General features: G+C 43.7%; 17 protein-coding genes. 7 read left to right on the forward strand and 10 right to left on the reverse strand.

Features of this window, described 5'->3' with window-relative positions; genetic code table 11:
- Positions 1–2: 2 nt before the first annotated feature.
- The 5 genes from bchL to ICN21_RS04235 all read right to left on the reverse strand — a co-directional run bounded on the left by bchL (position 3) and on the right by ICN21_RS04235 (position 5,356).
- A complete protein-coding gene (bchL, locus tag ICN21_RS04215; protein WP_215295351.1) occupies positions 3–908 on the reverse strand; it encodes a ferredoxin:protochlorophyllide reductase (ATP-dependent) iron-sulfur ATP-binding protein in 906 nt (301 codons plus the stop codon).
- A 39-nt stretch (positions 909–947) separates the two neighbouring features.
- A complete protein-coding gene (bchB, locus tag ICN21_RS04220) occupies positions 948–2,513 on the reverse strand; it encodes a ferredoxin:protochlorophyllide reductase (ATP-dependent) subunit B (RefSeq protein ID WP_216176920.1) in 1,566 nt (521 codons plus the stop codon).
- Positions 2,510–3,793 (reverse strand): ferredoxin:protochlorophyllide reductase (ATP-dependent) subunit N, encoded by a 1,284-nt coding sequence (locus ICN21_RS04225; protein WP_255534200.1) that lies wholly within the window; start codon positions 3,791–3,793, stop codon positions 2,510–2,512. The genes bchB and ICN21_RS04225 overlap by 4 nt, the downstream gene beginning before the upstream one ends.
- 260 nt (positions 3,794–4,053) lie before the next feature.
- Positions 4,054–4,257 carry a hypothetical protein gene (locus ICN21_RS04230; RefSeq protein ID WP_215295355.1) on the reverse strand — a complete coding sequence of 68 codons (204 nt, stop codon included), beginning with the start codon at positions 4,255–4,257 and terminating at the stop codon, positions 4,054–4,056.
- Between the two features lie 121 nt (positions 4,258–4,378).
- Positions 4,379–5,356, reverse strand: a complete 978-nt coding sequence (locus ICN21_RS04235) for an NAD(P)-dependent oxidoreductase (RefSeq protein WP_216176922.1) — start codon at positions 5,354–5,356, stop codon at positions 4,379–4,381.
- 339 nt (positions 5,357–5,695) lie between these two features.
- On the opposite strand from ICN21_RS04235, the gene ICN21_RS04240 reads away from it, so the two are divergent.
- Positions 5,696–7,468: an ABC transporter transmembrane domain-containing protein gene (locus ICN21_RS04240; RefSeq protein ID WP_216176923.1), complete on the forward strand. Its 1,773-nt coding sequence runs from the start codon at positions 5,696–5,698 to the stop codon at positions 7,466–7,468.
- A gap of 35 nt (positions 7,469–7,503) precedes the next feature.
- Here the strand turns inward: ICN21_RS04240 and ICN21_RS04245 are convergent, their stop codons facing one another.
- Complete coding sequence (locus tag ICN21_RS04245; RefSeq protein ID WP_216176925.1) at positions 7,504–8,037, reverse strand: Rrf2 family transcriptional regulator; 534 nt, start codon at positions 8,035–8,037, stop codon at positions 7,504–7,506.
- A gap of 182 nt (positions 8,038–8,219) precedes the next feature.
- Between ICN21_RS04245 and ICN21_RS04250 the strand changes: the two genes are divergently transcribed.
- The 4 genes from ICN21_RS04250 to ICN21_RS04265 are packed head-to-tail and all read left to right on the forward strand — an operon-like array spanning position 8,220 to position 11,824.
- Entirely contained in the window at positions 8,220–8,828 is a 609-nt protein-coding gene (locus ICN21_RS04250; protein ID WP_216125023.1) for a hypothetical protein, read from the forward strand.
- Between the two features lie 10 nt (positions 8,829–8,838).
- Complete coding sequence (locus ICN21_RS04255; RefSeq protein ID WP_216176927.1) at positions 8,839–9,930, forward strand: two-component regulator propeller domain-containing protein; 1,092 nt, start codon at positions 8,839–8,841, stop codon at positions 9,928–9,930.
- Positions 9,931–9,956: 26 nt separating this feature from the next.
- Entirely contained in the window at positions 9,957–10,709 is a 753-nt protein-coding gene (locus ICN21_RS04260; RefSeq protein ID WP_216176929.1) for a substrate-binding domain-containing protein, read from the forward strand.
- 23 nt (positions 10,710–10,732) lie between these two features.
- Positions 10,733–11,824 carry an amidohydrolase family protein gene (locus ICN21_RS04265; RefSeq protein WP_216176931.1) on the forward strand — a complete coding sequence of 364 codons (1,092 nt, stop codon included), beginning with the start codon at positions 10,733–10,735 and terminating at the stop codon, positions 11,822–11,824.
- Here ICN21_RS04265 and ICN21_RS04270 read toward each other — a convergent pair.
- A complete protein-coding gene (locus ICN21_RS04270) occupies positions 11,821–12,510 on the reverse strand; it encodes a nitroreductase (protein WP_216176933.1) in 690 nt (229 codons plus the stop codon). The two genes, ICN21_RS04265 and ICN21_RS04270, sit on opposite strands and share 4 nt — an antisense overlap.
- Positions 12,511–12,758: 248 nt before the next feature.
- On the opposite strand from ICN21_RS04270, the gene ICN21_RS04275 reads away from it, so the two are divergent.
- The gene (locus tag ICN21_RS04275; RefSeq protein WP_215318496.1) at positions 12,759–12,977 is read left to right on the forward strand and encodes a hypothetical protein; all 219 of its coding nucleotides are present in this window, start codon (positions 12,759–12,761) and stop codon (positions 12,975–12,977) included.
- Positions 12,978–12,982: 5 nt separating this feature from the next.
- On the opposite strand, the gene ICN21_RS04280 is transcribed toward ICN21_RS04275, so the two are convergent.
- A complete protein-coding gene (locus tag ICN21_RS04280; protein ID WP_216176935.1) occupies positions 12,983–13,366 on the reverse strand; it encodes a hypothetical protein in 384 nt (127 codons plus the stop codon).
- A complete protein-coding gene (locus ICN21_RS04285) occupies positions 13,367–13,594 on the reverse strand; it encodes a hypothetical protein (protein WP_215318498.1) in 228 nt (75 codons plus the stop codon). It abuts the gene before it with no gap.
- A gap of 140 nt (positions 13,595–13,734) precedes the next feature.
- Between ICN21_RS04285 and ICN21_RS04290 the strand changes: the two genes are divergently transcribed.
- Positions 13,735–14,406 carry an alpha/beta hydrolase gene (locus tag ICN21_RS04290; protein ID WP_216176937.1) on the forward strand — a complete coding sequence of 224 codons (672 nt, stop codon included), beginning with the start codon at positions 13,735–13,737 and terminating at the stop codon, positions 14,404–14,406.
- On the opposite strand, the gene ICN21_RS04295 is transcribed toward ICN21_RS04290, so the two are convergent.
- Positions 14,403–15,188, reverse strand: a complete 786-nt coding sequence (locus ICN21_RS04295; protein WP_216176939.1) for a sulfite exporter TauE/SafE family protein — start codon at positions 15,186–15,188, stop codon at positions 14,403–14,405. The genes ICN21_RS04290 and ICN21_RS04295 overlap by 4 nt on opposite strands.
- Positions 15,189–15,195: the final 7 nt, after the last annotated feature.

Genomic DNA, 15,195 nt, shown 5'->3' on the forward strand with positions numbered 1-15,195 from the left:
GATTAATCAAAGCCAAGTAAATCAAATATATCTCTGTCCTTCATTGGTATTGAAGGCAAGGGATCTGCTCCGGCCCAAAGTGCTGCAGCCAAACGCATGTACTCTTGCTGGACTTTTTCAAGCTCAGGAGAGTACTCCATCTCAAATAAAGTTGACTTTTTAAGACGACTACGACGAATCACATCCAAGTCAGGGAAGTGAGCCATCGTTTTTAATCCGACCTGTTCATTGAATTTATCGATTTGATCGGTATCCTTACTGCGATTTGCAATCACGCCACCTAAGCGAACGTTATAGTTTTTGGCTTTTGCACCAATAGCTTGAATAATGCGATTCATCGCAAAAATAGAATCAAAGTCATTGGCAGTAACGATAAGCGCGCGATCAGCATGCTGCAGTGGCGCAGCAAAGCCGCCACAAACTACGTCGCCCAACACATCAAAAATCACGACATCGGTATCGTCCAGTAAATGATGTTCCTTCAGGAGTTTCACAGTTTGCCCAACCACATAGCCCCCACAACCTGTTCCTGCTGGAGGTCCGCCCGCTTCTACACACATTACGCCGTTATAACCTTCATACACAAAATCTTCGATGCGCAACTCTTCGGAATGAAAATCCACTTTCTCCAGCACATCAATTACCGTAGGCATCAGCTTTTTGGTGAGGGTAAATGTTGAATCATGTTTAGGATCGCATCCAATTTGGATGACGCGTTTTCCTAATTTAGAGAAAGCAACCGATAAGTTAGATGAGGTAGTGCTCTTACCAATCCCACCCTTACCGTAAATCGCAAAGACCTTCGCTTTACCAATTTTCAAATTGGGATCTAGCTGAACTTGAAGGCTTCCTTCACCATCAGGTGGTGGACTGCGAAAATCTGAAACGGGTATGTTAATTGCTTTCATTTTGGATTGCTTTCACTGTTTTTGACTAGATGTCACTATTTAACTTTTAAAGTGTGCCTTTGCATCATACAAAGTTTCTAAGGTAATACTCAAGAGTCCTTGCTCAACTGCATAACGCTCTGTATTTCTTCTGGCCTTGCCTCTCACAAAAAATGGGATTTTATTGAGCTCTTTTTCAGCGTCATTTTCCCAGGAAGGTGCTCCATTCTTGACAGTAATCATCGAAGGGGCATGCTCTGAGGCCTCTTTTGCGGGAGTCGAATGTCCAAGATGGGATGGCATCGCGCCATCATGAAACTCAAAGTCTCCTTTGAACATGCCAATTAAATGTTCTTCGAGACCCATCATGAGAGGATGAACCCAAGAATCAAATAATACGCAGGCACCTTCAAAGCCCATTTGCGGAGAATAACGAGATGGAAAATCTTGGACGTGCACTGGAGAGGAAATGACCGCACAAGGTATTTTTAAGCGCTTGGCAATATGACGCTCCATCTGGGTTCCTAAGATCAACTCTGGCTGAAGTTCAGTAATCTTTTCTTCAACTTCTAAATAGTCGTCAGAAATGATTGCCTCAAGCCCGAATTCAGCAGCAGCCTCACGCACTTCACGCGCTAATTCACGGCTATAGGTGCCTAGTCCAACTACTTTGAAGCCCATTTCATGAGCGGCTACTTTTGCTGCAGCAATTGCATGCGTTGCATCACCAAAAATAAAGACTCTCTTGTTGGTGAGATAGGTTGAGTCTACCGATAACGCATACCAACGTGCTCTAGATGATTGACTTAATTTTTCAACATCACACTCAATATCTGCTAACTGGCAGACTTCAGTAATAAAAGCTTGAGTACCCTTAAATCCAATCGGAATCGTTTTAGTCGAAGGCTGACCAAAGCTTCTACTCATCCAAGTGACTGCAGTATTTGCTGTCTCTGGGTATAAATTGACATTAAAGTCGGCTTCATGCAAACGCGCGATATCTGCAGGGTTAGCGCCTAAAGGTGCAACCACATTGACTTCAATTCCTAAATCGCGCAATAAACGAGAAATTTCTTCGACATCATCGCGATGCCGGAAACCGAGAGCCGTAGGCCCTAAAATATTACAACTCGGCTTTGCATTGGCTGCACGGGCTGGACGTTGTTGGCCTGGAGGCAGAATAAATGACTGCCCCAATAGGCGAACCATCTGATAAAAGGTTTCTGCTGCGCCCCAATTCTCTTTCTTTTGATATGCCGGCAATTCCAGCGGCAAGATCGGCACAGGCAAATCAAGCGCGGCGGCTAAGCCGCCAGGATCATCTTGAATCAACTCTGCTGTACAGGAAGCGCCCACCATTAATAAATCAGGCGTAAAACGGGCATAAGCTGATCTAGCAGCATCTTTGAATAACTCTGCAGTATCGCTACCTAAATCGCGCGCCTGGAAAGTGGTGTAAGTGACCGGCGGTCTCTTTTTCATCCGCTCAATCATGGTGAAAAGGAGATCGGCATAAGTATCGCCTTGCGGAGCGTGCAGAACATAATGCACCTTCTCCATTGCGGTAGCAATGCGCATCGCTCCAACATGGGGTGGTCCTTCATAAGTCCAAAGCGTTAATTTCATACGGTCTCCGCCATCATGAGCTTATGTTTTCTCGTTAAAGGGCGAGCAAATAATTCCGCAAGATCAGCTGCTTGGTTAAATCCTTGAATAGGTGTGAAGACAAGCTCAATCGACCACTTTGTAGTAAAGCCCTCGGCTTCCAAGGGATTCGCTAATCCCAAGCCACAGACAACCATATCTGGCTGTTGCGCGCGACAACGGTCTAATTGATTTTCTACATTTTGACCTTCAGATAATTGCGTCTGAGAATCCAACATAGTTAATTCTTCCGCCATATGCTGACGATGCAAATAGGGAACGCCGACTTCCATCAATTTCATGCCAAGCTCTCTATTTAAATAACGAGCCAAGGGTATCTCTAACTGTGAGTCAGGGAAGAAGAAAATAGATTTTCCTTGCAGGATCTCACGATGCGGCGCAAGTGACTTATTGGCACGATCACGTTGGGGTGCAATGACCTTCTCAAAGATATCTTTAGGCACACCTAATTCTTGGGCGGCGGCTGCAAACCATTTTTCTGTTCCCTCTACACCCAATGGGAAAGGTGCAGCAATTCTCTGAGCCCCTAAATTTTCCAAGAATCTAGCGGTATCGGTCAAAAATGGCTGAGCCAATAAATACTTTGTCTTTGGACCAACAACGATTTTTTGCGTCGACTCCCTAGGTGGGAAAAAAGCAAAAGACTTGAGACCCAGGTCTTTAAAGATGCGACTAAATTGATCTTCAACCACATCAGCCAAACAGCCGACCACCAATAAATCAACTTCATCAGACTGATTAGACTTGGGTAGATCTTGCACTAGCGCAGCTAAACAAGCGTCTTCCCCTTGGGTAAAAGTTGTCTCAATACCGCTGCCAGAATAATTCAGAATGCGTACATTTGGCGCAAATGTTTTACCAAGACGTTGTGCTGCCCGCGACAAATCTAACTTTATGACTTCTGACGGGCAAGAGCCCACTAGAAATAATAGTTTGATATCAGGACGACGCTCTAGCAATTGCTTTACAACCTTGTCTAACTCATCATTAGCATCTGCAAGACCAGCTAAATCACGATCATCAATGATTGCTGTTGCAAAACGTGGTTCGGCGAAAATCATCACCCCAGCGGCAGACTGAATTAAGTGTGCGCAGGTTCGAGAACCAACCACCAGAAAAAATGCATCTTGAATTTTTCGATGCAACCAGATAATCCCAGTCAGGCCACAGAAAACTTCTCTTTGGCCACGCTCTTTTAAGGGCTGGAAATCCATCTTCACTTCATTGGCTATAGAATTCAATTCTTACCTCAGACTTTGATGAACGAATTGAATTGGGAATGGAGGACCATCGAACCAATTTCAGACGGGGCACAGAAAAAAGTAGTCATACAGTCATACGCAAATCAATAGATGCCTTAGTAAAAGGCTCTTGAGGGCTTTTAGATATAAGTGTTTATACCCATAAAAAGCCTATCCCTAAAAGGGGAATATTGCCAAGCCAAAGAAAAAGCCCCAAATATTAAGCAACTTGGGGCTTTTAATTGAGTGAAGTTTGAACCTTATCGTTGCGACTTTAGCAATGCTTTAAAGGTAAGCACGCTGAGAGATACCGCAATTCCTAGCGAAACTAAAAACATGGCAAATTTAGACTGGGTCTGGCCCGCAGGAAAGATCAAGTAGAAAGCAACGGTAATGCTGACGACCATTCCAAAAAATCCTGCAATTTTAGAAATCCGGTCTTTCATATCATGGAATTTAAACATGCTCTGTATCCTTTCAGGTTTTATATCTTGTGCGCATAAGAACATCAATGGATGATTGCTAATTGATGTCGAAAACTTTAAACCTCGTTTTTGGTAGAGTCAAGACACTAGGGTAAACCCTCTAAAAATTAGCAGCTTTCTCTATCTCAAGAATGCCATCTTCGATGGAATAGATTGGTTCATAAGCTAACAGATCTTTGGCTTTCTGAATCGAGACAGAAAAAGGGTACGCCATTAAATGGACCATCTCCCTAATTAACGGGGGTTCGCCACGAAGCGGTAAGTATTTCCAACCATTTTCTGTAAACCGAGCCAACGGCCTAGCCAAGGAGCGAGGTATCGATAAAGATGGCACCTTGTAATGACCGGCTTTGAGTCTCTTGGTCATCCATTGCCTAAATGGAATTGCCTGCCCATCGCTGATAAAAAAACTCTCTTGAGTTGCTGCTGACAGCAGCGCTTTATTTACTGCTTCGCAAAGATTTTGAATGTAGCAAGTTGAGAAGGGGTAGTCACCCTGATCAAACCAGCCAAACTGATTCAGATTAGCAGCCTTGCCCAAGCTTTGGTCAACCAAATCACCTTTACCCCAAATGGATGCAGGTCGAAGGCTTATCGTTCGGAACTCTTCATTTCCAGCATCAAGCACCAACTGTTCTGCTTGGGACTTGCTATGACTATAGGGAAAGTCATGCAGCGCTGGTAAAGATTGAAATTCTGAAAGATTCAGATTTTGCCTCAAGGGATCTTTAGCGATCGATGCATCACTCATGTAAATAAACTGCTTTACACCGGCCAGCTTGGCTGACTCTAAAACATTTTTTGTCATCAGCACGTTAGTCTCAAGCAAAGCTTGCTCTGAATTCCAAAGCCTCATCTCTGCGGCACAATGAATCAGGACATCAAAATCCTGAAGTCTCTTCGTTAAGCTTTGGATATCGTTTAAGTCCCCCGACCAAATCTCAAGATTCTGCGAAGGTTTGCTAGCGACGGCATGCGGCGCACGAAAGTGGCAGAGGATTTCGTGCCTGGCAGCATTTAAGGACTCAAGCAAATGACTTCCAACAAAACCACTAGCTCCAGTTAAAAAGATCTTCATAGAACGAAAGAGTTAGTCACTTACTAAACCTTTGCCCAAGAAATAGAGCTGATTTTCCATAGCAATAGGCGGTGGCCAACAATATCTTTGGTGAGAATGTGATGATAGAAACCAGAAGCAAGGGAATGAAAGACCAATGCTGAGTTGATCCATAAGCACCCAATATGATGAGTGCTAAAAAAATGATCTTACGCACTCCACCGCGAGGTAGCCAGGGACTTCTTTTATATATAGGTTCTTTATGAGTCGCGGGACTGTCGTCTGCCATCTTCCTAGTATCACTAAAAATACACATCCAATCTAAGTGAACTATCATAGATAATTATTAGGGATTCTTCAATGACCAAGCTAAGCAACAAGACAAATCCCCATGGGTTGCGTACCTTAGCAGCACTTCTTCCCTTTTTGAAGCCGTATAAAAAACAATTTATATTGGCAATCTTTAGCCTAGTTCTTGCCGCTAGCGCAACTTTAGCTGCTCCCTTCTCTTTTAGGCAAATCATTGATTTAGGTTTCAACACGGATAGTGGTAACCAAATCAATATCACTTTTTTAACCCTATTTATTGTTGCTGCCTTAGTAGCACTGGGAACCTCTCTCCGTTTTTATATGGTGTCCTGGTTGGGAGAAAAAATTACGACTGATATACGCTCAGCTGTCTACAGTCACGTCATCAAACAAAGACCCGAGTTCTTTGAATCCACACATAGCGGCGAAATACTCTCGCGCCTCAATACAGATACCGTTCTGATTCAGACATTAATTGGTACTAGTGTCTCTATGGCGATCAGAAACATTCTTTTACTAGCAGGCGGTCTGGTGATGATGTTTATCACTAGTCCAAAATTATCTGTGCTGATTTTTGCAACCCTACTACTCACAATTATTCCAACGATGATCATGGGCAGGCGAGTCAGAAAGCTCTCCCGAAACTCGCAAGATAAGATTGCTGATGCCTCAGCTTTGGCAGGAGAGAAATTAAATGCCATCCCCACTATTCAGTCATTCACCAATGAAACAATAGAAATTCAACGATTTGATCAATCCATTCATACCGCTCTTGATGCGGCTATCCATCGATCACAAGCCAGAGCCTTGCTGACATTTGTTGCTATTTTGTTTGGCTTCACCAGCATTATTTTGGTTCTTTGGCTTGGCGCCTATGCAGTGATGGACAAGCAAATTACTGCTGGAGAATTATCGCAATTCATTTTGTATGCTGTGATTGTTGCGGGAGCAATCGCTGGCATCTCAGAAGTAATCGGTGACACCCAAAGAGCGATTGGTGCAAGTGATCGCCTGCTAGAACTCTTAAACGTTCAATCTTCTATCCAAGCCTCAGTAATTATGGAATCAGTACCTCAGGTCAATGCCGCGGGTATTGGCGTAGAAATACAAAATCTCTGCTTTCAGTATCCATCCAATCAAAATCAGGTTTTATCAGACGTTTCTCTAGAAATTAAACCTGGGGAAAGAATTGCCATTGTTGGCCCATCAGGCGCCGGCAAGACGACGCTCTTTCAACTCCTGCAACGCTTCTATGATCCCACTAGCGGAGAAATTCTTTTTAATAACATCAACATTCGCAATCTGCGACTTGAAGCACTTAGAAAAATGATCGGTGTTGTTCCGCAGGATATTGTCATTTTTTCAGACAACGCTATGGAAAATATTCGTTTTGGCAGAATGGATGCGACTGATGAGGAGGTGATATCAGCAGCGCGTCTTGCCATCGCTGATGAATTCATTTCTAAATTACCAGAAGGTTATCAAAGCTTCTTGGGAGATCGAGGTATCCGCTTATCTGGTGGGCAAAAACAGCGAATTGCGATTGCTAGAGTATTGTTAAAGAATCCAGCCTTATTACTCTTAGATGAAGCTACTAGCGCCTTAGATGCTGAGTCTGAATTACTTGTTCAGCGCGCGCTTGAAGCTGCGATGGACCACCGAACAACGATTGTGATTGCTCATCGACTGTCTACCGTAAAGCAGGCAGATAAAATTCTTGTGCTGGAAAATGGACGGATCATAGAAACTGGAACCCATGCCGACTTGATTCTACGAAGTGGTCTTTATGCCCGCTTAGCGAAACTGCAATTTACTGACCAATAATTGAGAATCCATCAGACTCAATAAATCAGCATCAGTCATGCTTTAGATTTTAAATACTCGCCAAATGCAAATACTGAGTTAGGGCCTAAGCGAGGCTTCAGCTTCTGAGGTTCTTTCTTGGATTTTGCTGCCACAGGAATTTTAGGGGCTGCATTAAGTCTTACTTGACCAAGACCTTGTGTAGATTGCTCAAGAACAATGGATGATCTTTGAAGAGCGTCAGATAATGTAATTTGCTTCATCTGCAGATCCATGTAGGCATCAAGGTTAGCCCAAAGAGACACACCTAAATCCTCATAAAGTGGCTCTTGTCCGTTCATCAGACTAAGCACATCATATAAAGAAATATCTTCAGGCTTTTTGGCTAAAGAATAGCCTCCCCCAGGACCGCGATGACTACGAATGAAACCCGCGTCTCTCAGCTGACCAAAGATGACTTCTAGATAGGAGTGAGAAAGCTGATGCCTGCGACAAACTAAAGGCACAGAAATGGCGCGACCTTGGGCTGTGTGAGCGGCAATGTCTAATAAGATATTAAATGCGATTTTGCTTTTGCTGAAAATCCTCATAGCTTTAATGTACAGCCAAAGATTCCGAAATGAAAGTACCCGCCCCTTTTTACATTAAAAAGGCGTTTTTTGAGCGAAATTATTGGCTTTGGGTCTAGGGAATAACCCATAGAACAGGCTTTATCTCAAGCGATCAAGAGTAAGCTCTTCATGGCAATAAAAGCTAAAAATATGGAGACAAAATGAAATTCCTATACGTTGCTACCGCATTTTTTATTTGCACCTCACTGGCAGCGCAGCCAAAAGTGAACCCTACAGATCCTCAGCCAACTTGCTACATGTGTCCGGGCACCTTTATTCCCGTGGATGAGCTGAATGCCTATACCAAAAAAGCCATCCAAGAACGTCACATTGATCAACAGGTGCGTGATATTGATATTGGTAAAGCAAGGGTGGGAATTGGCATGGTTTATCGCGGCAAGCTTGATGCCCCAAATCCAGACTCAGTAGCAGAGCATGATCAGATTAGCGAGGTCTATCACATCATCTCTGGCTCCGGAACATTAGTTCTTGGACCAGACATCACCAATCGTCAACGTAGACCAGCCACCCAAAAAACCGTGGTTGAATTTAACGGCCCAGGAAATAATGGCAGCGAAATTCTAAATGGCATCTCACGCAATCTCCAGCCGGGAGATGTGGTGGTGATACCCGCAGGAACAGGGCATTGGTTTACAGAAATTCCAGACCATATCAATTACCTGATGATCCGATTCGATCCAGATAAAGTAACACCGCTAAAAAGCGAAGCTCAGTCACTTAATTACCTCTCAAAACCAGCAAGCCGTTAAGGAGACTACTATGAAAAAAATGATTCGTTGCGGACTTGTCATCGCGTTAGTAGCTGTAAGTTGCAGCACATTCTCGCAGAGCCAATCATCTGCGAAGGCCCCAGAATATAAGGTGGATGCATCCTGGCCAAAAGCATTACCCAATAATTGGATATTGGGTCAAGTAGCTGGCGTAGCTACCGATAAAAATGATCATGTATGGATTATTCATCGCCCATTAACTATTACGGATGATGAAAAAGGTGCAACGCTCACTCCTAAAAGATCAAAATGTTGCATCCCAGCCCCACCCGTTCTTGAGTTTGATAAAAAAGGTAATTTATTGCAAGCCTGGGGTGGTCCTGGCAATGGCTACAACTGGCCAAAAAATGAACATGGAATTTATATCGACCCAAATGGGAATGTTTGGGTTGGTGGCAATGATCAAGCTGACCATATGATTTTAAAATTCACCCAACAAGGGAAATTTCTTCTGCAGATTGGGTCACCTGGTGCAAGTCTTGGTAGTAACGACACAACTCAGCTTGGTCGTCCTGCACACATGAATGTAGATCCGATTGCAAATGAAGTCTATATTGCTGATGGCTACTTAAACAAACGAGTGATTGTATTTGATTCCAATACTGGCAACTATAAGCGTCATTGGGGTGCTTATGGCAACATGCCCAGTGATGAAAAGATCCCAAACTTTAATCCGACATCAACGCAATTTGCAAATCCAGTTCATTGCGTTCGCCTCATGAAGGACAACACCCTATTTGTTTGCGATAGAGCAAACAATCGCATTCAAGTTTTTGAGAAAAGTGGAAAATTTATTCGAGAAATGGCGTTTGAGACTGACACTAAAGGATCTGGCTCTGTATGGGACCTCATCCCTGCAGATAGTAATCAAAAGTACATCTTAATTGCTGATGGCACCAACAATGAAATCACAGTGATTGAGCGCGATACTGGCCGCAAGCTCAGTTCATTTGGAAGAAGCGGTAGAAATGCCGGTGAATTTCATTGGGTGCATAACATTGCCGTTGACTCCGAGGGTAGCGTCTATACCACTGAGGTAGATACTGGAAAACGTGCCCAAAAATTTATGAGAACTAAATAAATTTGAGACCTCGCTTGAGACCTTACTTGAAACTTCTCTTGGTATGCGCACTTTCTTTCCTACTGAGCACTCCCGCAATGGCCCAGCTTGAGGTTTTAATTTCGGGAGGCTTTCAAGGTCCTTACAGCCAAATGCTGCCCTCTTTTGAAAAGATGACTGGCATTACAGTCATCACTAAATCAGGCGCCTCACAAGGCTCCGGCCCAAAGACGATCAAAGCACAACTAGCCACTGGTGTTACTGCTGATGTGGTCATATTGTCACGCGAGGGTTTAGCCGAACTCATTGCAGAAAATAAAATCGTGCCAAATTCAGATGTTGATTTAGCACAAGCCCCACTTGGCTTGGCTGTACCTACAGGCAATGCTAAGCCTGACATCTCCAGCGCCAAAGCGTTTGCAGATGCTTTAGTCAAGGCTAAAAAAATTGTTGTTCCCGGAAGTACCAGTGGCATTTACTTAAATAAGGAACTCTTTCCTAAGCTTGGCATTAGCGAGCAAATCTCAGTAAAGATCACCGAGCGAGGCTCTCAGGCCACCGCCGCCTTAGCTGCGCGCGAAGCCAATATTGCAGTCCAGCCCAGCAGCGAACTCGTGAATATTTCAGGCATTGATTATGTTGACCCCCTACCCAATAGCATTCAACTCATTCAAACCTTTGCTGCAGCAAGAGTGATGAACTCACCCAATTCTGAGGCTGCAAAAAAATTGATTGAATATCTAAGCTCACCAAACGCAGCCGAATCCATTAAAAATGGCGGCATGAATCTAGTTCGCTAGCAAAATTCATTGGAATATTACCTATGAATAATCGTAGATCATTTTTAAAAACCTCTGGTAAAGCACTGGGTGGATTATTTTTTTGCGGCTGCGGTCTTGCACATGCTGCAGAGAATCAAACAAAACGGGTAACCCCTGTTTTGATTAACGGTAAACGCATCAAAACAATTGATGTGCATGCCCATTGCATGTTTCAAGATGCGATTGACTTAATGGGCGATGAGGCTATGTCAGTTCCACCTCCAACTAAAGGTGTACCAGAACATTTCATCAAAATTAATGGGCGCATTAAGGCAATGGAAGCTCAGGGCATTGACATGCAAGTTCTCAGCATAAACCCCTATTGGTATCGTAAAGATAAGGAAACCGCTGCAGAAATCTGCCGCCTGAATAACCTGCATTTAGCCGAGCTATGTGCGCTAAGACCAGATAAGTTTGCAGCCTTTGCTTCACTCAGTATGCAATTTCCAGAACTTGCCGTGGAGCAACTAGAATACGCTGTAAAGCATCAAGGTCTACGCGGTGCCGCCATTGGTGGGAGTGTTGTAGGACAAGATTTTTCAGATCCTAAATTTCACCCAGTATTAGCAAAGGCTCAGGAACTCAATGTCACACTCTTCATTCATCCTCAGAGCACCCCTCAACTTGCGCAACGCTTCAAAGGAAATGGCTGGATGTCCAATGTCATTGGCAATCCACTCGATACAACCATTGCACTCCAGCATCTCATCTATGAAGGGGTGTTAGATAAATACCCACAACTCAAGGTACTAGCAGCTCATGGTGGAGGCTTCTTGGGATCCTACGCACCCCGCATGGATCACAGTTGCTTTGTCTCTCCACAAAATTGTGATCCCAACATTGTGCTCAAGAAAAAACCTTCTGAATACTTAAAGCAGCTTTATTTTGATTCTCTTGTTTTCACGCCGGAAGCCCTAGGATATTTAGTCTCGCAGGTAGGCGCCAGTCAAGTGGTCATTGGAACCGATCATCCTATCCCGTGGGAAGAATTTCCGGTAGAACGAGTCATGCAGACTAAAGGATTGAGTAACGCTGATCGTGTTGGAATTTTGGGTGGAAATGCGGCGCGCCTACTCAATCTAAAACTGAGTTAAGCAAGCCAAGTTGTAAATTCTTCTGCAGCTACTCGGGGTGTCCGGAAGGTGTTAACAATCTCTTGTTTATCCGCATAGCCGAGCGCCATGCCACATACCAACATCTCATGATCTTGAGCCCCAATGAAGGGCAAGATGATTTTGGTATAAGCATTCCAGGCAGCCTGTGGGCAGGTATCTAAACCCTCCCCCTTTGCTGCAACCATGAAATTCTGGAGGAACATCCCATAGTCCAGCATGGAGCCCCTACCCAGTTCTTTGTCGATGGTAAAAAAGATTCCCACAGGTGCACCAAAAAATTGAAAGTTTTTGCGATGCTGTGCATGCATCTTATCCTTATCGCCTTTAGTGATACCAAGCAATCCATATAAGCTCCAGCCGTTCTCACGACGTCGATCAATGTAAGGGCTAAACCATTTGCTGGGGTAATAGTCATAACCTGGTTGGTATTCTTTTTCTAATTCGGGATTAGCTGCAATGCTGTCATAAGTAGCACATACTTGTTTGCAGAGGCCTTCGAGTTTTGCACCCTCGAGTACGTAAGCTTTCCAAGGCTGAGTATTGGTTCCTGAGGGGGCTCTAGCTGAGAGATTGAGAATCTTCAAAATCTGCTCTTTTGAAACCGGTTCTTTTGTAAATGCGCGCACTGACATTCTTGACTGAATAGCGTCTGCTACAGAATTCATATTCCCTCTTTTTATCTTTCAATACTATTGAGCCATGATATTTTGATGCAATAAGAAATTGTCTTTCCCATCCAACAATAATGCACTATCAAGGTGCGTGAAATACCCAATACCTATATAGGATTCCCCTAAAAATCAGCTTTCGAGGCACTCTGAGCGCTATTCCCAAAACACCCAAATGGTGCATCTGATTTTCTAAATTGTGCAGGGTGGTAATTACTACTAAATTTTGGAACCTATGATGAGGCATGCGTATCAAAATTACAAAAAGCTTGGTGCTCAATGCCCAAATTCATAATACGGAGACCGTTCCGGAAGCCTTATTTCCGGAGGGGGAGTATCTCGCCAACCTGACTCCAGATGGCAAGATTGAGGTCGTCAACACCAAATCTATTAAGGCGCTATTTTCCTTTTCTCAGTTCAGAGAAAAAGTATCACAGGGCGACTTTGTGGTCATGGAAGCTTAAGGCGTTTAGTGATCGAGATCTAAGCTCTGCACTAGACTCGCCATCTTCACAACCGATTCAAATGCATTAGAGTCACTAGCCTCTACATCTACATCTACATTCTCCCAATTAAATTCCAAGGAGAAATGTGCAGACTCAACAATCAACTCATAACTGGAAGAGGCCTTATTACTTGGATTGGCTTCCATCTCCTCAGTCACTGGAACCTTCAATATCTCAATGGCCTTTAGGAGCAGTTGTGTCTCTGCTGCCGAGAGCTCTCTAGTGTGCAGCACATCATCTGTCCTCTTCACCGAAATCTTAGAGACGCCATCAATAGTGACCTCATATTGATTGAGACCCAAATCAAACCAGACAGTTAATTCAATTGCGATAGGATATGTTTTCATTTAATCGACCTCGTCAGCGTGGGGCTCATCAAAATGTTCGGTATGGGGCTTGAGCTTAGCTTCCAATTGAACCCATTTACTCTGCTGTGTACGGTATGTGCAATCCTCGGCATGATTTTCTAATAAACCAAAAATGACCGTGGTTGGAATTTTGCAATACGCACATCGATAGGCATGTTGGTGCTCTTCTATTTTTTCCTGTGGATAATCAATATAGAACGGCTTCACCATCAACTCCTTTGACTTTTAGGTCTTACTACTTCAATAAATATCTTACACCCCATCTATTTCAACTGAGGGTCAAATATCGCCAAAAAGGGCAGATGAGTTGATAATGGGATATTCCATTTAATAAAGTCTTGAATCTGATGTTGCCCTGCGTCGAACTCGAAACCTCCCCCAATCCAAGCGCTGCTGTTATTTGGCTCCATGGCCTAGGCGCTGATGGCAATGATTTTGTACCCATCATTCCAGAGTTACGCCTCGAGGGATGTCCTGGAATTCGGTTTATTTTTCCAAGTGCGCCCAGCATGCCGGTCACCGTTAACGGTGGCTATGTGATGCCAGCCTGGTACGACATCATTGGCAGAGATCTCATGGACCAAGAAGATGCCGCAGGCATCCATCGCTCAGCTGCAGCGATTAGTGAGCTGATTGAGCGTGAGGCGAGTCGCGGCATTGCTTACGAGAATATTGTTCTAGCGGGTTTCTCACAAGGCTGTGCAATGGCTCTGCATATTGGCCTGCGCTTTCCGCATCGTTTTGCAGGCATCATCGCTCTTTCTGGATATTTGCCTTTAGCGATATCGCTCCATACTGAAAAACAAGCAGCTAACCAGAAGACACCCATCTTTATGGCGCATGGTTTATATGACGCAGTAGTGATTCCTGAAAGAGCCGAAGCATCCTATGCCATGTTAGAAAAAATGGGTCATCAAGTCAGCTGGCATGAATATCCAATGGAGCACTCAGTCAATCACGAAGAACTTATGGATATTTCGCGATTCTTACAAAGCGTCTTAATTAAAACTGAGAGCTAGATGAGCCCATCAATCAATAATTTAACTCCAGCCACTAGCAAGAAAAATCGCACGATACGGTAATACCACCGAACAGGGATATGTTTTGCCAGGTAAAAGCCAAAATACACACCAACAGGTACACAGGGAAAAATTAAAACAGAAGTAGTCAAATAATCTAATTTGATTAAATCCAAATAGGCATATGGGCCTAACTTCGCAAAATTCATGCAAGCGAAAAAAATTCCCAAAGTAGATGTATAGACTATTGGCGACAGTTTTTCTCTCAACATATAAGCGGTAATAGGAGGTCCTCCGTTATGGGCAACAAATGAAGTCACCCCTGAAAGTAAGCCCATTAACATCCCGACCCAAGGCGATAACTTCGCTTCTTTTGCATCTAAATAACTCATGACTAAATCTTGGAGCAAATAAAGCAAAATAAAAATGCCAATGCAAAGTGTTAACACTTTAGGTTCAATCACTGTGAAAAAGACCATGCCAACCAGAATCCCACAGATAGCAGGTGGCAATACGAGGGTCAAAATTTTCCAATTGGCATTCCGCAGAAAACGTCTTAAACCGACCAAATCAATTGCAATCAGCAGAGGCAACAAAATAGCTAACGCTTCAGCAACACTCACCTGACTCGCTAACAAAGGTAACGAGAGGGTTCCTAAGCCAGCACCAAAACCGCTCTTAGAGATACCCACCAGCAATACACTAACAATGGCGACAATAAAAAACGTCAATGTATGCGCATGAAAAGCTTGGGTTAATGGGGCTAATAATGAATCAGGCATCTATCAA

This window comes from Polynucleobacter sp. AP-Feld-500C-C5 (genome assembly GCF_018882265.1).
Taxonomy (GTDB): Bacteria; Pseudomonadota; Gammaproteobacteria; order Burkholderiales; family Burkholderiaceae; genus Polynucleobacter.